Consider the following 19,164-nt stretch of genomic DNA (forward strand, 5'->3'; position numbering starts at 1 on the left):
GCCGTATAGTGCTGCCAGTCAACAAAAAATCGATGGGACCTCTCGTGGAAAAAACTCTGCCAACCGTGCCGGAAGCCGCCCTTACCGGCAGTTTGCGCGACTACAGAACCCCCGAAGGTCCGGCGCTGATCGCGCGAACCCGTGAATTTTACGATTGGCAGAACCTGCGCCGCGAGTCGGGGGTATGGCCCTATGCCCGCTCGGCGTCCACCGCTCCCACGGCGCGCTGCGACGCCCTCAGCGACAGCGGCGAGGGCTTTCGAGGCATCAATTTCGCCAGCCAGGACTATCTCAGCCTCTCGTCCCATCCCGCCATCAAGGCGGCGGCGATCGAGGCCATCGGCCAGTACGGCGTGCATAGTGCCGGCTCGGCGGCATTGCTGGGCAACACCGCGAACTCACTGAGCCTGGAAAAGGCTCTATCCAGTTTCCTTGGTGGCCGCGAAATCGTGCTCTACCCCACGGGCTGGGCGGCGGGCTACGGATCGGTGCAGGGTTTCGTCCGCGCCGACGACCATGTCGTGATGGACATTCTGGCCCACTCCTGCCTGCAGGAAGGCGCCAAGGCTGCAACGCAGAATGTGCACTACCACGGGCACCTCAACCTTAGCGCGCTCTTGCGCAAGCTCGAGCGCATCCGTGCCACGGACCAGCAGAACGGCATCCTCGTCGTCACCGAGAGCCTGTTCTCCATGCACTCCGACACGCCCGATTTGGGCGCCATGCGGGCGCTGTGTGACCAGTTCAACGCGACTCTGCTGGTCGATTGTGCTCACGACCTGGGATCGATCGGTGAAGACGGCCTTGGCCATCTGGGCCTGCAGAACATGCTCGACGGCGCGGACATCATCATCGGCAGCTTCTCAAAGACGTTTGCGTCCAACGGCGGTTTCATTGCCGTCAGGGATCGGGCGGCGGCCGAGTACCTCAAATATTACAGCGCGACCCACACCTTCTCCAACGCGCTCTCCCCCGTCCAGGCGGCCACCGTGCTTGCTGCGCTTGAAATCGTCCGCTCAGATGAGGGCCGGGAGCTCCGCCGGAAACTGATGGACAATGTGCTCTACCTGCGCGCCGAGATGAACAAGGCGGGGCTTGAAACGCTGGGGGACCCTTCCCCTATTGTCCCGGTGAACCTGGGGCTCGAAGGCGTCGGCCGCTATGCCGCCAGGCGACTTGCTGCCCTGGGCGGCATCGCCAACCTTGTGGAATACCCGGCCGTGCCGCAGGGCGCAGCAAGGTTCAGGTTCCAGGTGATGGCGTCACACACCCGGGAAGATGTCGAGCAGGTCGTGGATATCTTGAGCCGGGCCATGCGCGATGCGGACCTCGAATATCGCCTCGGCCACGAGGGGCGGGACCCGGACCTTCGTCAGCGCTCGCGCGCCGGGGCGCTCTGAGCCGGGTTAGCATCCCCGCGCCTGCTGGCGGCTAGCGACGACGCGGCACCTGGCGCCCGACGCTCAGCCGCCAATGGCTGCTGGGGGCATCTTGGGCCCCAGCACGGCTTCCATTTTTCCCAGCAGCCGCGGCAGGTCGACGGGCTTGGTGTCAAAATCGATGCAGCCGGCGGCAAGAGCCTTGGCCCGGTCGCTCTCGAAGGCACTGGCGGTGAGGGCGATGACGGGCAAGGCCGCAGTCTCCGGATCGGCGTGGATGCGGCGCGTGGCTTCGCAGCCGTCCATTTCGCCCAGGCCGATATCCATCAGGATCACGTCGGGCATCAGGTCTTTGGCCGCCGCGATGCCTGAAGGACCGTCTTCGGCGAACCGGATGGCAAAGCCCCGGCGCTCGAGCCTGCGCCCCAGCACGTCCCGATTGATCGCATTGTCTTCGATGATGAGGACCAAGGCCATTGTCGATCGTCCTGACTAACCGGCTGCCGATTTCGCGCGACTGCTGCGAACAGACTGGATCCCCGACAAGGCCGCTTTCACCTTGGCTGCGTCGAACGGTTTCATGACGATTCCGTCCGCACCGGCGGCCAGTGCCTTCGAGCGCTCGGACAGAATCGAAATCATGAAGACGGGAATGTCCGAGGTGATGGGATCGGCCTTGAGGGCCGCCAGGACGTCCCATCCGTCGAAACCCGGCATGAGAATGTCGAGGAAGATGGCATCCGGCTTGACGGTGCGGGCGATCTGCAGGGCCGATTGCGGGGCATCGGTACAAATGGGCGTGTAGCCGTGCTTAGAGAAAAGCCGCTCGGCAAGTTCGAGAAAATTCCTGTCGTCATCCACCACCAACAGGCGGTTCCTGCCCTTGTGCTGGGTGTAGGAATCCGCGTCACTCATGGCCGGAGCGCCGATGGCGTCGGGGCGGTCTTCCTCAGGCGCGGCAGGGGGATTTCGCGTGGGCTCGCGTGAAACCTGCGGCGCGGGTGACGCGACGGGAGAAGCGCCGGCCGACGGCGCCACGTCTGCGGGCAGATGGATGGCAAACCGGGCGCCCTTGCCCAGCGCACTTTCGACTTCGATCCGGCCACCCATCAACCGGCACAGGTTTTGGCTGAGCGACAGGCCCAGTCCGGTGCCCCCGTAGACTGCCGCGATCTTGGAGTTCGCCTGTGAGAAATTGCTGAAAAGGGCGCGCTGTTGCTCGGGCGAAATCCCGATGCCGGTGTCGGTGACGGCAATCTCCATCCATTCCCAGCCATCGATGCGGCGCCGCGCGACGGACAGGGTGATCTGGCCATTCTGCGTGAACTTGGCCGCGTTTGAGAGCAGGTTGAAGATCGCCTGTCGCAGCTTGGTCGCGTCCGCCTGTACCGTGCCGAGCGGGCGTTCTGCGTCGACCACGAAGCTGTTGGTGTTCTTGGCCGCCAGCGGTCGGGCCGTGGCTTCGACGTCACTGATCAGCTTGTCGAGGTCAACCCTCTCGACATGCAGCACCATCTTGCCGGCCTCGATCTTGGAGATGTCGAGAATGTCGTTGACCATGGCCAGAAGGTGTTTTCCCGCGCCACTGATCTTCTGAAGATCGGCGATCTGCTCGCCGCGTCCATCAAGTTCGGCGTCCTCGAGCAGAATTTCGGAATAGCCCAGCACGGCATTGAGCGGCGTCCGCAGTTCATGGCTCATCTTGGCCAGGAACTCCGACTTCGCCCCGTTGGCGCGTTCAGCCTCGTTCTTGGCAACGGTCAGGGCACGAAGGGTGGACTGGTGCCGCTCGATTTCCTGCATCAGCTCGGACTGGCTGTCCACTACCACCGCGTAGTACGCGGCCATCATGAACACGTAGAGGTTTGCGCCAAGCGCCGAGAGGACCCCGGCGACCACCATGTTCTCGACGGGAATGTGGTTGGGGAACGCCCCGTGCAGATACAGTCCGTAGAGACAGGCGAGGCCGCCAAAGATCGCGCTGAGCACCGTGATGCGCGCCAGCCAGGTCGAGCCGAGATACATGAACCCCAGCAGCGGAACGAGGACCAGCCAGACCAGGAAGGGCGAGCTGGCGCCCCCGTAGTGGTAGGCCCCCCAGAGGATGCAGAACACAAGGTTCAGCACCGACGCCATTGCAATGGGAACATAGGCCCGGGGCAGGAGCTTGAGCAGCCCCAGGAAAGGCCAGAACCCGTAGATCGACGCCGCCAAGATCGGCACATGCGGCATGGGTTGGGGATCAGCGATCCACAGCGTCACCGGGATAGGGGTCGCGATCAGCGGCCCGAACAGGTGGCTGATGACGAACATCTGCACGCGCTTTCGCACGTGCAGGTCGCTCCTCATTTCCTGGGGTGTGAACCAGGCCACCAGATGGTGGAAGGCCCTCAAGGCGTCCATAGGCAATGCTGTCCGGTGCGGGATGACCGGACGATTGTGGGCCAGCAGGGTTTGAGAAGTCGTAAACTACGGCTTGGCAAGGCCATATGTTGCGTGTTCCAGCGCCGTCATCACGCCCCGCAGTTCCGCCAGTCCCTTCATGCGGCCGATGGTGGGGTAGCCCGGTTGCGAGCGGCGGCCCAGGTCATCTAGGATGTCCTGCCCGTGGTCGGGTCGCATCGGGATGACGGCATCGGCACGACCTTCCGCCTTCCGTCGGGCCTCCTCGCGCACGATGGCGGCGATCAGGGCCACCATGTCGGTATCGCCGGCCAGATGCTCGGCCTCGTAGAAGGAATCGCGCAGGGCTTCGCCATCGCGCTTGACGTTGCGGAGGTGGATGAAGTGCACCTTGCTGCCCAGGCGCTCCATCATGCCGGGCAGATCGTTGTCGGGACGGGCGCCAAGCGATCCCGAGCAGAGCGTGGCACCATTGGCCGGACTGTCCACCGCCTCGAGAATGGTGCGGTAATCAGCTTCGGTCGACATGACCCGCGGCAACCCCAGCAGCGAAAACGGAGGGTCATCGGGATGACAGCAAAGGCGCAGGCCCAGATCCTCGGCCACCGGCACCACTTCTTCGAGAAAGTCGATGAAGTGCTGCCGCAACTGATCGGCATCGATGCTGCCGTATTGGGCAAGATGCTCCCGGACGTCATCGAGGCTGAGGGATTCGGTGGAGCCCGGCAGTCCCATGGTGACGTTGCGGGCGAGGCGCTTCTTGTCATCCTCGCTCATCGCCGCAGCACGGCGGGCGGCTTCGTCCACGATGGCGTTGGTGAAGTCGGCTTCGGCGCCGCGCCGCTGCAGGATATGGATATCGAACGCGGCAAAGTCGTTGATGTCGAACCGCATGCAGGAGCCGCCATTGGGCAGGGTCCATGTCAAATTTGTTCGGGTCCAGTCCAGCACCGGCATGAAGTTGTAGCAGATGACCTCGATGCCGCTGTCCGCCAGGTTGCGGAGTGACGTCTTGTAGTTGGCGATGTGCTCGCGCCAGTCGTTCTTCTGCTTCTTGATATCCTCGCTGACGGGCAGGCTCTCGACCACGTCCCAGGTGAGGCCGGAGGGCGTGCCATCACGGCGCGTGCCGATCTCGGACTTGCGTTTTTCGATCTCCTCGCGGGTCCAGACGACACCGTTGGGCACGTGGTGCAGCGCACTGACAACCCCCACGGCCCCGACCTGGGTGATGTCATCGATGCTGCACAGGTCCTTGGGACCGAACCAACGCCAGGTTTGCCGCAAAGCAGTAGCTCCTTCTTGTATGGTAGCGTCATTAGACGGTGGGACCGGAGAGGTCTAGGGGTTCGCCACGCTAATCAACGTGTCGGCGTGGCAGGGACCATCGGACGAGCACCAGCAGGCCAGGTTCTTGCCGCCCAGTTCAGCGCGGATCGTCGCTGGATCGGGTGGGGGACGGTCGATCTCGAGTTGCCCGGCCAGCCAGAGCCTGTGCCGCCGCACGGCCTCGGCACGCGCTGCATCGGCGGGAATGCCCATCTCCTCCGCTATCGCGCCGACGGAAAACGGGTTCCCCCACCGACCCGGTCTCGCCACGGACTGCGCCTGCAGTCCATTCGTCGTTTGCGAAAGGGCCTGCAGGTCAAATCCGGACCGCCTTGAGAGCACGAGACGCACCGGCTTCATTTGCGCATCTGCCTGTCGAAGACGAAGCGTGGCATTTCCCATTTAAAGAGCAGCGCGGCGACGCGAAGGGAAAAGCCTACTGCAGCGGCAATGATCGCTATCAAGTCGGCCTGAATGCCGCCATGGATGCCAAGGAAGTAGATGACGCCGGTGACCATCGAGACCGTGGCGTAGAGTTCGCCCTGGAAGATCAGCGGAATGTCGTTGCAGAGCACGTCCCGCAGGATGCCGCCCACCGTGCCCGTCACCATGCCCGCCACGATGACGATGATCGGGTGCACGCCGGCGTCGATGCCCACATTGCACCCGATGATTGTGAACACCACCAGGCCCAGGGCATCGAGCAGGAGAAAGGGCCACTTCAGCCGATCCACCAGCCGCGCCAGCGGAATCGTCGCTAGCGCTGCGCCGCACACCAGCAGCAGCAGATAGGGGTTGGCGACCCAGACGAGCGGGTAATGGTCGAGGAACACATCGCGCATGGTCCCTCCGCCCAGAGCCGTGACGCAGGCAATGAGGCAGACGCCGAACCAGTCCATGTTGCGCCGTCCGGCAGCCAGCGCGGCTGTCATCGCCTCGGCAGCGATGGCGATGTAGAAGGCGATCAGCAGCATGTCCCATCCGTTGAAATCGGCTTGCAGGCCCGACCATAGCGGCAGAACGTGGCGCCGTCGCCATCAGCTGAGACAACCATGCGCCAGCCCACCAGCGTCCGCGCTCTCGAGACCTTCGGCCGGGTTCGGCTGAGCGAAAGCTTCTTCATGCGCGATTTTCTTTTTTCGGAGATCGCCGCCGTCAACGGCTTTGCCAACATCCCGGATGATCCCGATCTTGCCATCGCGGCCGGACGCGCGCTCTGCCAAACCCTGCTTGAGCCGCTCCAGGAAAAGTTCGGCCGCGTCGCCGTCAGATCGGCCTACCGCTCGCCGGAAGTCAATGCGTTTGGCAATGCCAACAAGCTCAACTGCGCCAGCAATGAACGCAACTACGCCGGTCACATCTGGGACCGCCGCGACGCTGAGGGACGGATGGGCGCTACCGCCTGCGTCGTCGTCACCCGCGCCATCGGCTACTACGACCGCACCGGCGATTGGGAAGCGCTGGCCTGGTGGATCCACGATCACCTGCCCTACCATGCGCTCGAGTTCTTTCCCCGTTACGCGGCATTCAACATCACCTGGCGGGAGCGGCCGGAGCGGCAGATCTACAGCATGATCCCGCCGCGTCGCGGCTGGCTGACCAAGCCGGGGCATCCCAATTGGGCAGGACGACACGACCACGCCTACGCCCCCTTGCTGCAGGAGCTGGCCGGTTAGACAAAATCCTGACGCATGGGCGTGAAGACGTCGACCAGGCGGCCGCGCGTCAGCGCCACGACACCATGGGTCAAACCGGACGGCACGATGAAACTGCCGCCCTGCTCCACCACTTGCGTCTCGCCATCAATGGTCACTTCGAACCGCCCCTCGGCCACGTAGCTAACCTGGACATGCGGATGGCTGTGGGGCGCACCCACGGCGCCCTGTTCGAAGCCGAACTCCACCTGCATCAGCTCCGGCGTGTGGATCAACACGCGGCGCGTATTGCCCGGTCCCAGCTCGGTCCACTCGGTCTCATGGGGCTGGGCAAAGAATTTCTGATCGCTCATGACTTACCTCGCTAACCAGCCGCCATCCACGGGGATGACCGCGCCGTGCATATAGTTGGACGCAGGCGCCAGAAGGAACACCGCCGCGTCACCAATGTCCGCCGGAACGCCCCAGCGCCCTGCGGGTATCCGCCCAAGAATGGAGGCCGACCGGTCAGGGTCGTGGCGCAGTGCTTGGGTGTTGTTGGTCTCGATATATCCGGGCGCTATGGCATTGACGTTGATGTCGTTGGCTGCCCATTCATTGGCGAGGAGGCGCGTGATGCCCAGGACCCCGCTCTTGGAGGCGGTGTAGCTCGCTACCCGGATACCGCCCTGGAAGCTCAGCATCGAGGCGATATTGACGATACGGCCGCCCCGCCCCGCCGCGAGCGCCTTGCGGCCGAGGGACTGGCAGAGGAAAAACATCGACTTCAGGTTGATGTCCATCACGCTGTCCCAGTCCTCCTCGGTGATGTCCACGGCATCGGCTCGACGGATGATCCCGGCATTGTTGACGAGCCCATCGATTGGGCCGTGCGCGTCCCAGGCCGCTTCGAACATGGCCTGCGCACCCCGAGGCGAGCCGAGATCGGCCTCGATGGCCGCAAAATCTGCCCCCTGCCCCGCCATCAGCGATGCGGTTTCTTCCATGCTCGAGCGCCCGACGCCGAGCACGGCGCCACCAGCGCGTCCGATGGCAAGAGCGATGCCCTGCCCGATGCCCGTATTGGCCCCGGTCACCATGACCCGCTTGCCGGACAGATTGAAGGCGCTGAAGTCCATCAGCGCAAATCCTCCATGGCGACCTTGTCCACGTCGGTGTAGTCGACATTGTCGCCGGCCATGGCCCAGATAAAGGTGTAGGCCCCGGTGCCGGCGCCGGCATGGACCGACCACGGCGGGGACAGCACCGCCTCCTCATTGCGCACGATCAGGTGCCGCGTTTCCTGCGGCTCTCCCATGAGGTGCATGACGAACGCGTCCGGCTGCAGGTCGAAATAAAGATACGCCTCCATGCGCCGGTCGTGGACGTGCGCCGGCATGGTGTTCCAAACCGATCCCGGAGCAAACTGCGTCAGCCCGACCACCAGCTGGCAGGTCTTGACGCTGTCTGCGTTCACATACTGGAAGATGGAGCGCTCATTGGCCGTGGCATTGCTGCCCAGATCAAGGCGCTTTGCCCCCGACTGCTGCAGGAGCGTGGTCGGATAGCGCGCATGGGCTGGAGCGCTGAGCAGGTAGTACTTGGCGCCGTTGCCGGCAAAGCGGACGTCTTTGGCGCCCATGCCGATATAGAGCATGTCGCGGCTGCCGACGGCGTGATCCTGGCCATCGACACTGATGCTGCCGGGTTCGCCGATGTTGACCACGATCATCTCGCGCCGCTCAAGAAAGGCGCCCGTGCCCGTGGGCTTGATGGGTTCCAGCGCCAGCGATCCTTCGCCGGGGACTGCGCTCCCCACGGCCATGCGGTCGTAGTGGCTATATGTCCAGCGCACCTCGCCCAGGGCAAACAAGTCTTCGATGAGGAAGTTTTCGCGCAATTCCTCGGTGCCCAAGCCTGCGGCGGTGACAGGATCGATGGCGAAGCGGATGTCGTATTGGGTGGTCATGGAAATTCCTACTGGCTTTGGCTTCGCTCGGCGAGCCGCGCGCGGTAGCGCTCCTGGCTGCGGGAAAGATGGTCGCGCATCGCCTCGCGCGCTGCTTCCGCGTCGCGCGAGGCGATGGCACCGAGAATGCGGCGGTGCTCCTCGTGGAGGCCTGCCTGGTATTCGAAGGTGAGGACGCTCTCCGTACCCCAAGGTGAGGCCACGTCACACGGGATCGTGCGGCTGCCCAAAGAATCGAGCACTTCGATGTAGAACGGGTTATTGGTTGCCGCGGCGATGGCGCGATGGAAGGCGAAGTCGCTCTTGCCGGTCGGATTACCCTGCTTCAGCAGCCGCCCAAAGTCGTTCCACGCCTCCAGGATTGCGGCCTCCTGGCTGGCGCTGTGGCGCTCGGCAGCAAGGCCGGCGGATTCGATTTCGATGCCCATACGCACTTCGAGCACGTTGAGAGCCACTGAAATCTTGTTGCTGCTCTCCCCGCCCAGCCGGGTGAACGCCGTCGCGGCGCGATCGAGCAGGAAGACGCCGGCACCCTGGCGCGGCTGCACGAGCCCATCCGCCGCCAAGGCCGCGATCGCTTCACGAATGACCGTTCGACTCACCCCGAACTGCACCGCCAGCTGATTTTCGGTCGGCAGCTTGGCACCGGCACCGAACTCACCAGCGGAGATGCCCTTGCGCAGCGTCTCGATCACCATGTCGGCCAGTTTCAGCCGGCGCGCCGGCACCCCCGCGGTATCAAGCGACATCAGTGCCCCCTGAACAGGCCCGGAAGCCAAAGAGAGAGCGCGGGGATGTAGGTGACGAGTCCCAGCACCAGCAGCCCCGCTCCGTAGAACGGCCAGACGCTGCGCATGGCTTGCCAGATCGAGATCTTGCCCACTGCTGCGGCCACGAACTGCACGGGCCCCAGGGGTGGCGTGTTGAGCCCGATGCCGAGATTGAGGATCATGATGACGCCGAAATGGACGGGATCGACACCGAATTCGGTGACCATCGGCAGGAAGATCGGGGTCGTGATGATGATCAGCGGGCCCATGTCCATGAAGGTCCCGAGCAGCAACAGCAGGATGTTGATCAGCATCAACACCATCAGCGGATCGTTGGTGAGTTGCGCCACGCCATCGGTGAGGATCGGAGCAACGCGCAGATAGGCCATCAACCAGCCGAACGAGGCGGCCGAGCCGATGATGAAGAGCACCATGGCGGTGGTCCGAACGGCGCCGGTAACGCAGTGCACGAAGTTCGAGAAGTCCATCGTCCGGTAGACGAAGATGGTGACGAGCAGGGCGTAGATGACGGCGATGCAGGAGCTTTCCGTGGCCGTGAAAATACCGGAGCGCACGCCGCCAAAAATGATGGCGATCAGCATCAGGCCGGGTATCGAAATGATGAAGTATTGGAATGCCTTGGCAAAGCCGGGAAATGGTTCGGTTGGGTAGCCCCGGCGCCGCGCCACAATATAGGCCGTGACCATCAGTGAGATGGCCAGCAGGATGCCCGGGATCACCCCGGCCGTAAAAAGGTCGGCGATGGAGATGCGTCCGCCGCCGGAGATCGAATAGATGATCATGTTGTGGCTGGGCGGCAGCAGGAGCGCGATGAGCGCGGCCATCGAGGTCACGTTGACCGCATAATCGGCGCCATAGCCGCGCTCCTTCATCTGCGGAATCATGATGCCGCCGACGGCCGCCGCTTCGGCAACAGCCGATCCGGAAATGCCACCGAAGAGGGTCGAGGCGAGGACGTTGACCTGGCCAAGGCCGCCCCGGATGTGGCCGACAATGGCGCCGGCAAAGGCGATGATGCGCGCGGCGATGCCGCCACGCATCATCAGGTCGCCGGCAAAGATGAAGAAGGGGATGGCCATCAGCGTGAAGACCGAAACACCCGAATTGAGCTGCTGGAACACCACGATGGCCGGGCGCCCGAGATAGGTGATGGTCGCGAAACTCGCGATGCCGAGACAAAAGGAGATCGGCGTGCCTATCAGCATCAATGCCGTGAACGTGCCGAAGAGAATCCAGTATTCCATCGCTTAGGCCTCGCTCACGATCTGGTCGGTCTCGACGTCGTCCACCGGTTCTCCGGCCAGGCGCAGGGCCATGCGCTCGAGCACGAAAAGGCAGATCAGCAGGCCTGAGACGACGATGGGAAGGTAAGTCAATGTCTGCGGCACCCCGAGCACCGGGACGCGAACCGTCCACCCCCGCAAGGCAAGTTCTCCGCCGAACCAGACCATGCCGAAGCCGAACGCGAATATCGCCAGATCGCTGATGGTGCGGAGGACCGGCTTGCCCGATGGCGGCAGGACGTAGAGCAGAACGTCAAAGCCCATATGGAACTTCTCGCGCACGCCGACCGCGGCGCCGAGGAAGATGAACCAGCTCATGATCATGATCGAGGACGCTTCGGTCCAGGGGGGCGAGGAGTTCATCACGTAGCGCATGAAGACCTGGTACGCCACGATTGCCGTCATCGCCACAAGGCCAAGTCCCGCCAGCCACAAGGCGACCATGGCGACGCCTCCGAACACCCGGCTGGCGGCCAATAATCCGTTTTTCACGTCACTCTCCATCGAGAAACCAGGCCGGCTTTCGCCGGCCCGGTTCGCCATCAGCCTTCAGTGGCCTGGATGCGTTCCACCAGGTCCTTGAGCTTGGGATCGGTGACGTACTTTTCGTAGACCGGCTTCATGGCCTCGATGAACGGCGCCTTGTCGACGGTGTTGATCTTGGCGCCGAGTTCCTCGACCTTCTTCTTGGACTCGACTTCCTGGGCCGCCCAGAGCTCGCGCTGCTTGGCGACGGAGTCCTTGGCCGCCTGGCGGAAGATTTCCTGATCTTCAGGGGCTAGGCCGTCCCAGACGATCTTGGACATCACCAGCACTTCGGGCACCATCAGGTGTTCGTCGAGCGAGTAATATTTCGCCACTTCAGCGTGACCGGCCGTATCGTAGCTGGGGTAGTTGTTTTCGGCACCGTCGATGACGCCGGTCTGGATGCCCGAATACACCTCGCCATAGGGCATGGGCGTCGCGTTGCCGCCGAGTGCTCCGACCATGTCCACGAAGATGTCGGATTGCATGACGCGGAACTTCATGCCGGCCATGTCGTCCGGAGTTTCGATCGGCTTGCTGCTGTTGTAGAAGGAGCGCGAACCGCCGTCGTAAAAGGCCAGAGCCACCACGTCGACGCTGTCGAAGGCAGCCAGGATTTCGTCGCCGATCGGGCCATCGAGCACGTTGTGGTAGTGGTCGACCGAGCGGAAGATGAAGGGCAGTTGCGTAACCGTGGCCTCAGGCACCTGGGTGCCGAAGGCTCCGATCGAGATGCGGTTGAGGTCGATCACCCCGAACTGCGTCTGCTCGATGGTGTCGGCTTCCTGACCCAACTGAGCCGAGTGGAAAACCTCGACCTCATAGCGGCCATCGGTGCGCTCCTTGACCAGTTCGCCAAAGTACTTCACCGCCTCGACCGTGGGGTATCCATCAGGATGGGTATCGGACGAGCGAAGCACTGTCTGGGCGCTGGCCGCTGAGACGAGAAGTGATGCGGCGACGACGGCACCAGCCGCCGCGCGTGGCAGATGAAACATGATGATCCTCCCAGTTTTATCTCCGACGGTTGCGCCCTCTCCCTGGCGCTTGGTCGGCGGAGCCTCCCCGGCCCCTGTGCAGCGCAGGCGAAAAACCCGGCTGCCATGCGTAACTGGTATGGAAGCCGAAAAAACAAGTCAACATACAATCTTTTCCAAGTTGTATGATGACCTTAACTGGAGCCGGATGCAAAAAGCCCCGGACTAGGCCGGGGCTTTGGGATCTTGATGAGGCTCGGTCAGATGTGAATGGCGCCGTCGCCGAGAGCAAGGGCCGCCTCTCGCACTGCCTCCGAAAGGGTCGGGTGGGCGTGGGTCGTTCGGGCCACGTCCTCGGCAGCACCGGAGAACTCCATCGCCACCACGAGCTCGTGAATCATCTCGCCGGCATTCTTGCCGATGATGTGGGCCCCAAGGATTCGATCAGTCTCGACATCGGCAAGGATTTTGACAAAACCCTGGGTGGCCAGCATCGCCTTGGCACGGCCGTTGGCGGTGAAGGGGAACTTGCCGATCTTGTAGTTGACGCCCTCGGCCTTGAGCTCATCCTCGGTCTTGCCGACAGAGGCCACTTCCGGATTGGTGTAGACGACCGCTGGGATCGCCTTGTAGTTCACGTGCCCCGCCTGCCCTGCGAGAATTTCCGCTACCGCGATGCCCTCGTCCTCTGCCTTATGCGCCAGCATCGGCCCGGCAATGACGTCCCCGATGGCGTAGATGCCGTCCACTGATGTCTGGTAGTGGTTGTCCACCCGGACCCGGCCACGCTCGTCCAGCCCCACGCCGACGATGTCGAGCCCCAGCCCATCGGTGTATGGCTTGCGGCCGACGGCGACGAGCACAATATCGGCGTCCATCGTCTCGGCCTCGCCGCCCTTGGCGGGTTCGACGCGCAGCTTGAGCGATCCGTCTTCCTGCTTGTCGATTCCCGCCACCTTGCTCGAGAGCCTGAACTCGATGTCCTGCTTTTGCAGCATGCGCTGGAACTGACGGGCCACTTCGCTGTCCATGCCGGGCAGTATGCGGTCGAGATACTCCACCACGGTGACCTTGGCCCCCAGGCGCTGCCACACCGACCCCAGCTCGAGCCCGATAACCCCGGCACCGATGACGACCATGCGCGCCGGCACCTGTTCAAGCGCCAGAGCACCGGTGGAGCTGACAATGCTGCGCTCGTCGATCTCGATACCGGGCAGGCTGGCGGAAACGGAGCCGGACGCGATCACGGTGCTCTTGGTGGCGATCTCCGTCTGCGCGCCTGTCTGCGGCGTCACCAGCACCTTGCCGACAGCCGGAATGGAACCGATGCCGCGGAACACGGTGATCTTGTTTTTCTTGAAGAGGTAATCGACGCCGCCCACATTGGAGGCCACGGTTTCGCTCTTGTGCGTCATCATTTGCGGCAGGTTCAGCTGCGGCGCCGGAATGTCAATGCCCAGGCTCTTGAAGCCGTGCCCGGCCTCTTCAAACAGTTCGGAGGCGTGCAGCAGCGCCTTGGACGGAATGCAACCGATGTTGAGGCACGTGCCCCCCAGGGTCGGCCACTTTTCCACCACGGCCACCTTCAGCCCCAGTTGCGCCGCGCGGATGGCGCACACATAGCCCCCCGGGCCCGAGCCGATGACGGTGAGGTCGAATTGTTCTGCCATTTGTCCTTGCCCTGAACTGTTGTGCGCCGCGTGCAGCCGGCTCGCTCAATGTAGTACCGGTGACGTGATTAAACCACCGGCGGCGGTGGGAAAAGCCCTGCCGCGTCCGATCAGGTACAGGATAGGCGGGGGCCCGCGAACGCTCCAAAAGCATGAGGTCTGTCGAGGAGGCTGGACGTGCCGCCCTCAGGACGCGGAAATCTCCTGGGCGCGCTCCAGCGGCCCGGGCAATTGCTTGTCGATGTCAAACGCGCCGCTCTCGACCTGCTCGAGGAAGGTGCGGCAGAAGGTGTCCTGGTCGCCGGCCTGGTTGTAGGCCGACATGATCTGGCTGCCGCCGTATTCCCGGGCGGCTTTGAGGTCACCTTCGGCCGCTCCGCCAAGCATGTCGATCACCCGGTCAGCCAGGTCCAAGTAACTGATATTGCGAAGATACCAGTTCTCGGCCGCGGTCTTGTAGCTGTCGTCGAGGCCGGTGGTTTCGTAGCAATGGGTGGTCATCACGTTGACGATGGCTTCCGAGCCGTGGAACGCCATCAACTCTCCGATCAGGGCCGCATTGTCTTGCGCTTCCTGGGCTTTGCCAGGAGCGATCGACAGGGCGAGGAGGGTGAGGACCAAGGCCGGGGTACGAAACAACATTTCACTCCAAACGCTAACAGACAGTGCCCCCGGTCACGCACAAAGACGGTTCGCGCGTTAACGGAGGGCTAACACTGGCTTCCACCACGGACACGAAGCTGCGAGGCACGCAAAAAGGGCCCGCCGGAGCGAGCCCTTTTCAACCAGAACTGCGGCAGAAATCCTAGAGGTCGAGCACGAGACGCTCGGGCGCCTCCAGGCTCTCCTTGACGCGCACGAGGAAGGTCACCGCTTCCTTGCCGTCGACGATGCGGTGATCGTAGCTCAGCGCCAGATACATCATCGGGCGAATGACGATCTGTCCGCCCACCACCACGGGACGCTCCTGGATCTTGTGCATACCCAGAATGCCCGACTGCGGGGCATTGAGGATGGGCGTACTCATCAGCGAGCCGTAGACGCCGCCATTGGAAATGGTGAAGGTGCCGCCCTGCATGTCGGCCATCGACAGCTGGCCGTCGCGCGCCTTCTTGCCCAGATTGCCGATTTCCTTCTCGATCTCGGCGATTGCCATCTGGTCCGCATTGCGGACCACCGGCACGACAAGACCCTTGTCGGTCCCGACGGCCACGCCGATGTGGGCGTACTGCTTGTAGATCAGGTCATCGCCATCGATCTCGGCATTGACGGCGGGAATTTCCTTGAGCGCATGGACGACCGCCTTGGTGAAGAAGCCCATGAAGCCCAGCTTGACGCCGTGCTTCTTCTCGAAGAGCTCCTTGTACTGGTTCCGCAAGTCCATCACCGGCTTCATGTCCACCTCGTTGAAAGTGGTCAGCATGGCGGCGGTGTTCTGTGCGTCCTTGAGGCGCCGTGCGATGGTCTGGCGCAGGCGGGTCATCTTGACCCGTTCTTCGCGGCTAGCGTCATCCTGCGCGACAGGGGCGCGCGGCGCGGCAGGAGCCTTGACCTCGGCCGGCTTGGCGGCCGGGGCCGAGGCAGGGGCGGCCTGCGTGGCCTCCTCGGCAGCCGTCGGCTGCTTCAGTGCCGCCAGAACATCTTCCTTGAGCACCTGGCCCGACTTGCCCGACCCGTTGATGGCGTCGCCATCGAGGCCCTTCTCGGCAATCATCTTCTGGGCCGATGGCGAGGGGGCACGATCCGTACCCCCAGAGGCGGGAGCGTTCTGCCGTATGGCTTCCGGGCCTGCCTGACGCGCCGTTTCGGCCTGCGGTGACAGGGCTGCGGCCTTGGCGGCCGGCGCCGAGGTACTCGCACCGGACCCGGCTCCGATCGCGCCGAGCAGCGCGCCGACGTCCACCGTGTCGCCGGGGTTGGCAGCGATGGCCTCGAGCACACCGGCAGCCGGCGCGGGCACTTCGATGGTCACCTTGTCGGTCTCGAGTTCGACCACGGGTTCATCGGCGGCGATGGTGTCGCCCACCTTTTTGAACCACTGGCCGATGGTGGCCTCGGTGACGCTTTCGCCCAGCGTCGGCACGCGGATTTCTGTCGACATGGAGTGTTGATCCTCTTTGGTGGCCTATTTGGCGAACGCTTCGTCCAGGAATGCCTGAAGCTGGGCAAGGTGGGTGCGCATGAGCCCGGTGGCCGGCGAAGCCGCGGCCGGACGGCCCACATAATGCACCCGCTGGCCGACGCGGCCAACCTGATCCAGCACCCATTCCACATAGGGCTGGATGAAGGACCAATAGCCCATGTTTTTGGGCTCTTCCTGGCACCAGACGATTTCCGCATTGGGGAAGCGGCTCAATTCGTCCACCAGCGCCTTGGCAGGGAACGGATAGAGCTGCTCGACGCGCAGGAGATAGACATCGTCGATGCCGCGCTTCTCGCGATCCTCCAAGAGGTCATAATAGACCTTTCCGGTGCACAGCACGACGCGGCGGATCCGGTTATCCGGCGCCAGCTTGATCGTCGTCTTCGGCACGCCCGGCGTTTCAGCATCGTCCCAGAGGAGACGATGGAAGAAGCTGCCTTCGCCCATTTCGGCGAGGCTCGATACCGCACGCTTGTGGCGCAAGAGACTCTTGGGCGTGAACAGCACCAAAGGCTTGCGGAAGTCGCGCTTGAGTTGCCGGCGCAGCGCATGGAAGTAGTTCGCCGGCGTGGTGCAGTTGGCGACCTGCATGTTGTCTTCGGCGCAGAGCTGCAGGAAGCGCTCGGGACGCGCCGAGGAGTGCTCGGGCCCCTGCCCTTCATAGCCATGCGGCAGCAACATCACGAGGCCCGACATGCGGAACCACTTGCGCTCGCCCGAGGAGATGAACTGGTCGATGACAACCTGGGCGCCGTTGACGAAGTCGCCGAACTGGGCCTCCCACAGGGTCAGCGCCCGCGGCTCGGCAAGGCTGTAGCCATATTCGAAGCCCAGCACGGCCTCTTCCGAGAGCATGGAGTTGATGACTTCGTAGCGCGCCTGATCAGGAGCGAGGTTGTTGAGCGGCGTGTAGGAGCGCGCTTCCACTTCCTGATCGTTGAGCACCGAATGGCGCTGGCTGAACGTGCCGCGTTCGACGTCCTGGCCGGAAAGACGAACGGGATGGCCCTCGGTGACAAGGGTTCCGAAGGCAAGCGCCTCGGCGGTCGCCCAGTCGATCCCCTCGCCCGCGTTGATGGCCTTGAGACGGTTGTCCATGAAGCGGCGCACCGTCTTGTGCGCGTTGAAGCCCTCGGGCACGCGGGACAGATCGGCGCCGATCTGCGCCAGCCGGTCGATGGCAACGCCGGTTTCGCCGCGGCGCGGACCCTCGTCTTCGGCGGGCTTGAAGTTCTTCCAGGCGCCATCGAGCCAATCGGCCTTGTTGGGCTTGTAGTTCTGGCCGGACTCGAATTCGGTCTCGAGCGAGGCCTTCCAGTCGGTACGCAGCTTTTCCACTTCCTCGGCCGTCACGAGGCCTTCGGCGATCAGCTTTTCCGCATAGATTTCGAGCGTCGTCTTGTGGCCGCGGATGCGCGAATACATCAGCGGCTGGGTGAAGCTGGGTTCGTCGCCTTCGTTATGGCCGAAGCGGCGATAGCAGAACATGTCGATGACGACGGGCTTGCCGAAGGTCTGGCGGTATTCGACCGCCACCTTGGCCGCGAACACCACCGCTTCCGGATCGTCGCCGTTCACGTGCAGCACCGGCGCCTCGATCATCTTGGCGACGTCGGTCGGATAGGGCGAGGAGCGCGAATAGATTGGGGAGGTGGTAAACCCGATCTGGTTGTTGATGACGAAGTGGATCGAGCCACCCGTGCGATGTCCCTTGAGGCCGGACAGCCCCAGGCACTCGGCAACCACGCCTTGGCCGGCGAAGGCGGCGTCGCCATGGATGAGCAGCGGCAGAACCATGGAGCGGTCCGGCTTGCCCTCGGTGGCGATGTCGATGAGCTTGCCCTGCGGGGAGATGTACTGGTCCTGCTTGGCGCGCGACTTGCCCAGCACCACGGGATCGACGATCTCGAGATGCGAGGGGTTGGCGGTGAGCGACAGGTGCACCTTGTTGCCGTCGAACTCGCGATCCGAGGAGGCGCCCAGGTGATATTTCACATCGCCCGACCCCTCGACGTCGTCCGGGTAGAACGCGCCACCCTTGAATTCGTGGAACAGCGCACGATGCGGCTTGGCCAGCACCTGCGTCAGGACGTTGAGGCGCCCGCGATGGGCCATGCCCAGGACAATGTCCTTGATACCAAGGGCCCCACCACGCTTGATGATCTGCTCAAGCGCGGGAATGGTGGCTTCGGCGCCGTCGAGACCGAAGCGCTTGGTGCCGGTGTACTTGACGTCGAGGAATTTTTCGAAGCCCTCGGCCTCGACCAGCTTGTTGAGAATGGCCTTCTTGCCCTCGGGCGTGAAGGAGATTTCCTTGTCCGGCCCCTCGATGCGCTCCTGGATCCACTGCTTGGCGTCGGGATCGGAGATGTGCATGAACTCGATGCCGAGCGTGCCGCAATAGGTGCGCTGCAGGATGGCCAGCATCTCGGGGATGGTGGCGTATTCGAGCCCGAGGTAGTTGTCGATGAAGATCTTGCGGCCGTAATCGGCCTCCGTAAAGCCGTAGCTCTTGGGATCGAGCTCGGGGGCCGACTCGTCAGACTTGAGCTTGAGCGGGTCGAGATCGGCGTGCAGATGGCCGCGCATCCGGTAGGCGCGGATCATCATGATGGCGCGGATCGAATCGCGCGTCGCCTGCAGCACGTCGGTCGGGCTTGGCGCGGGCTTGGCTTCCGCAGCAGCCTTCTTGGCCGTAGCCTTTTCCGTCTTGACCGCGATCTCGCCCCAGTTGCCGTCAAGCGCGTTGACGAGCTCACCCTGTGGCGTCTGCGGCCAATCCTTGCGGCCCCAGCTCGGGCCATCGGCGTTCTTTTCGGCAACGCCGGCCTGGTCGTCGAGCCTTGAAAAGAAGCTCTTCCAGGTCTCGTCGACACTGGATGGGTCCGTCTTGAAGCGGGAATAGAGTTGTTCGATGTAGTCGGCGTTCCCCCCATAGAGGAACGAGGTCAGCAAGAACGTGTCGTTCTTTTCCTGTCGTGTCATCGCTTGTGTCGCAAGGCTTTGCGCCTTGCTATCCTTCTCAACGGACCGGCTGCGGCCGGCTTCAGATGCGGTCTGC

Annotated in this window: 18 protein-coding genes; 2 read left to right on the plus strand and 16 right to left on the minus strand. The window is 63.3% G+C overall.

The window, feature by feature from the left end; all coding sequences use genetic code 11:
- Nucleotides 1-44 precede the first annotated feature (44 nt).
- On the plus strand, nucleotides 45-1,400 hold the full coding sequence (locus IC608_RS14605; protein WP_345890908.1) for an aminotransferase class I/II-fold pyridoxal phosphate-dependent enzyme: 1,356 nt from the start codon (nucleotides 45-47) through the stop codon (nucleotides 1,398-1,400).
- A 63-nt stretch (nucleotides 1,401-1,463) separates the two neighbouring features.
- On the opposite strand, the gene IC608_RS14610 is transcribed toward IC608_RS14605, so the two are convergent.
- The 5 genes from IC608_RS14610 to IC608_RS14630 form a co-directional block, all read right to left on the minus strand.
- Complete coding sequence (locus IC608_RS14610) at nucleotides 1,464-1,856, minus strand: response regulator (protein ID WP_191777016.1); 393 nt, start codon at nucleotides 1,854-1,856, stop codon at nucleotides 1,464-1,466.
- Nucleotides 1,857-1,871: 15 nt separating this feature from the next.
- Nucleotides 1,872-3,782 (minus strand): ATP-binding response regulator, encoded by a 1,911-nt coding sequence (locus IC608_RS14615; protein ID WP_191777018.1) that lies wholly within the window; start codon nucleotides 3,780-3,782, stop codon nucleotides 1,872-1,874.
- 66 nt (nucleotides 3,783-3,848) lie between these two features.
- A complete protein-coding gene (gene uxuA / locus IC608_RS14620) occupies nucleotides 3,849-5,069 on the minus strand; it encodes a mannonate dehydratase (RefSeq protein ID WP_191777020.1) in 1,221 nt (406 codons plus the stop codon).
- Nucleotides 5,070-5,123: 54 nt separating this feature from the next.
- Nucleotides 5,124-5,471, minus strand: a complete 348-nt coding sequence (locus IC608_RS14625) for a DUF4326 domain-containing protein (RefSeq protein WP_191777022.1) — start codon at nucleotides 5,469-5,471, stop codon at nucleotides 5,124-5,126.
- Nucleotides 5,468-6,085: a trimeric intracellular cation channel family protein gene (locus tag IC608_RS14630; protein WP_191777024.1), complete on the minus strand. Its 618-nt coding sequence runs from the start codon at nucleotides 6,083-6,085 to the stop codon at nucleotides 5,468-5,470. The genes IC608_RS14625 and IC608_RS14630 overlap by 4 nt, the downstream gene beginning before the upstream one ends.
- 78 nt (nucleotides 6,086-6,163) lie before the next feature.
- Between IC608_RS14630 and IC608_RS14635 the strand changes: the two genes are divergently transcribed.
- On the plus strand, nucleotides 6,164-6,787 hold the full coding sequence (locus IC608_RS14635) for a hypothetical protein (RefSeq protein ID WP_191777026.1): 624 nt from the start codon (nucleotides 6,164-6,166) through the stop codon (nucleotides 6,785-6,787).
- On the opposite strand, the gene IC608_RS14640 is transcribed toward IC608_RS14635, so the two are convergent.
- The 11 genes from IC608_RS14640 to IC608_RS14690 all read right to left on the minus strand — a co-directional run bounded on the left by IC608_RS14640 (nucleotide 6,784) and on the right by IC608_RS14690 (nucleotide 19,088).
- Nucleotides 6,784-7,119 (minus strand): cupin domain-containing protein, encoded by a 336-nt coding sequence (locus tag IC608_RS14640; RefSeq protein WP_191777027.1) that lies wholly within the window; start codon nucleotides 7,117-7,119, stop codon nucleotides 6,784-6,786. The two genes, IC608_RS14635 and IC608_RS14640, sit on opposite strands and share 4 nt — an antisense overlap.
- Nucleotides 7,120-7,122: 3 nt before the next feature.
- Nucleotides 7,123-7,884, minus strand: coding sequence for a 2-dehydro-3-deoxy-D-gluconate 5-dehydrogenase KduD (kduD, locus tag IC608_RS14645; protein WP_191777029.1), 762 nt, complete (start codon nucleotides 7,882-7,884; stop codon nucleotides 7,123-7,125).
- Entirely contained in the window at nucleotides 7,884-8,714 is an 831-nt protein-coding gene (kduI, locus tag IC608_RS14650) for a 5-dehydro-4-deoxy-D-glucuronate isomerase (protein WP_191777032.1), read from the minus strand. Before kduI ends, kduD begins: the two co-directional genes overlap by 1 nt.
- An 8-nt stretch (nucleotides 8,715-8,722) precedes the next feature.
- On the minus strand, nucleotides 8,723-9,463 hold the full coding sequence (locus IC608_RS14655; protein WP_191777034.1) for a FadR/GntR family transcriptional regulator: 741 nt from the start codon (nucleotides 9,461-9,463) through the stop codon (nucleotides 8,723-8,725).
- Nucleotides 9,463-10,749, minus strand: coding sequence for a TRAP transporter large permease (locus tag IC608_RS14660; RefSeq protein WP_191777036.1), 1,287 nt, complete (start codon nucleotides 10,747-10,749; stop codon nucleotides 9,463-9,465). The genes IC608_RS14655 and IC608_RS14660 overlap by 1 nt, the downstream gene beginning before the upstream one ends.
- 3 nt (nucleotides 10,750-10,752) lie before the next feature.
- The gene (locus IC608_RS14665; protein ID WP_428055808.1) at nucleotides 10,753-11,280 is read right to left on the minus strand and encodes a TRAP transporter small permease; all 528 of its coding nucleotides are present in this window, start codon (nucleotides 11,278-11,280) and stop codon (nucleotides 10,753-10,755) included.
- A gap of 50 nt (nucleotides 11,281-11,330) precedes the next feature.
- The gene (locus tag IC608_RS14670) at nucleotides 11,331-12,311 is read right to left on the minus strand and encodes a TRAP transporter substrate-binding protein (protein WP_191777038.1); all 981 of its coding nucleotides are present in this window, start codon (nucleotides 12,309-12,311) and stop codon (nucleotides 11,331-11,333) included.
- Between the two features lie 239 nt (nucleotides 12,312-12,550).
- Nucleotides 12,551-13,960: a dihydrolipoyl dehydrogenase gene (lpdA, locus tag IC608_RS14675; protein WP_191777040.1), complete on the minus strand. Its 1,410-nt coding sequence runs from the start codon at nucleotides 13,958-13,960 to the stop codon at nucleotides 12,551-12,553.
- A 186-nt stretch (nucleotides 13,961-14,146) separates the two neighbouring features.
- Nucleotides 14,147-14,602: a hypothetical protein gene (locus tag IC608_RS14680; protein ID WP_191777042.1), complete on the minus strand. Its 456-nt coding sequence runs from the start codon at nucleotides 14,600-14,602 to the stop codon at nucleotides 14,147-14,149.
- Nucleotides 14,603-14,765: 163 nt separating this feature from the next.
- Nucleotides 14,766-16,061 carry a 2-oxoglutarate dehydrogenase complex dihydrolipoyllysine-residue succinyltransferase gene (gene odhB, locus IC608_RS14685; RefSeq protein WP_191777044.1) on the minus strand — a complete coding sequence of 432 codons (1,296 nt, stop codon included), beginning with the start codon at nucleotides 16,059-16,061 and terminating at the stop codon, nucleotides 14,766-14,768.
- Nucleotides 16,062-16,085: 24 nt separating this feature from the next.
- Nucleotides 16,086-19,088, minus strand: a complete 3,003-nt coding sequence (locus IC608_RS14690; protein ID WP_191777045.1) for a 2-oxoglutarate dehydrogenase E1 component — start codon at nucleotides 19,086-19,088, stop codon at nucleotides 16,086-16,088.
- Nucleotides 19,089-19,164 lie beyond the last annotated feature (76 nt).

Source organism: Devosia oryzisoli (genome assembly GCF_014837245.1).
GTDB lineage: Bacteria > Pseudomonadota > Alphaproteobacteria > Rhizobiales > Devosiaceae > Devosia > Devosia oryzisoli.

Coding starts and splice junctions, on each gene's coding strand:
- IC608_RS14610 (WP_191777016.1), bottom strand. CDS start 1,856: ATGGCCTTGGTCCTCATCATCGAAGACAATGCGATCAATCGGGACGTG.
- IC608_RS14615 (WP_191777018.1), bottom strand. CDS start 3,782: ATGGACGCCTTGAGGGCCTTCCACCATCTGGTGGCCTGGTTCACACCC.
- IC608_RS14625 (WP_191777022.1), bottom strand. CDS start 5,471: ATGAAGCCGGTGCGTCTCGTGCTCTCAAGGCGGTCCGGATTTGACCTG.
- IC608_RS14630 (WP_191777024.1), bottom strand. CDS start 6,085: ATGCTGCTGATCGCCTTCTACATCGCCATCGCTGCCGAGGCGATGACA.
- IC608_RS14635 (WP_191777026.1), top strand. CDS start 6,164: ATGCGCCAGCCCACCAGCGTCCGCGCTCTCGAGACCTTCGGCCGGGTT.
- IC608_RS14640 (WP_191777027.1), bottom strand. CDS start 7,119: ATGAGCGATCAGAAATTCTTTGCCCAGCCCCATGAGACCGAGTGGACC.
- kduD (WP_191777029.1), bottom strand. CDS start 7,884: ATGGACTTCAGCGCCTTCAATCTGTCCGGCAAGCGGGTCATGGTGACC.
- kduI (WP_191777032.1), bottom strand. CDS start 8,714: ATGACCACCCAATACGACATCCGCTTCGCCATCGATCCTGTCACCGCC.
- IC608_RS14655 (WP_191777034.1), bottom strand. CDS start 9,463: ATGTCGCTTGATACCGCGGGGGTGCCGGCGCGCCGGCTGAAACTGGCC.
- IC608_RS14660 (WP_191777036.1), bottom strand. CDS start 10,749: ATGGAATACTGGATTCTCTTCGGCACGTTCACGGCATTGATGCTGATA.
- IC608_RS14670 (WP_191777038.1), bottom strand. CDS start 12,311: ATGTTTCATCTGCCACGCGCGGCGGCTGGTGCCGTCGTCGCCGCATCA.
- lpdA (WP_191777040.1), bottom strand. CDS start 13,960: ATGGCAGAACAATTCGACCTCACCGTCATCGGCTCGGGCCCGGGGGGC.
- IC608_RS14680 (WP_191777042.1), bottom strand. CDS start 14,602: ATGTTGTTTCGTACCCCGGCCTTGGTCCTCACCCTCCTCGCCCTGTCG.
- odhB (WP_191777044.1), bottom strand. CDS start 16,061: ATGTCGACAGAAATCCGCGTGCCGACGCTGGGCGAAAGCGTCACCGAG.
- IC608_RS14690 (WP_191777045.1), bottom strand. CDS start 19,088: ATGACACGACAGGAAAAGAACGACACGTTCTTGCTGACCTCGTTCCTC.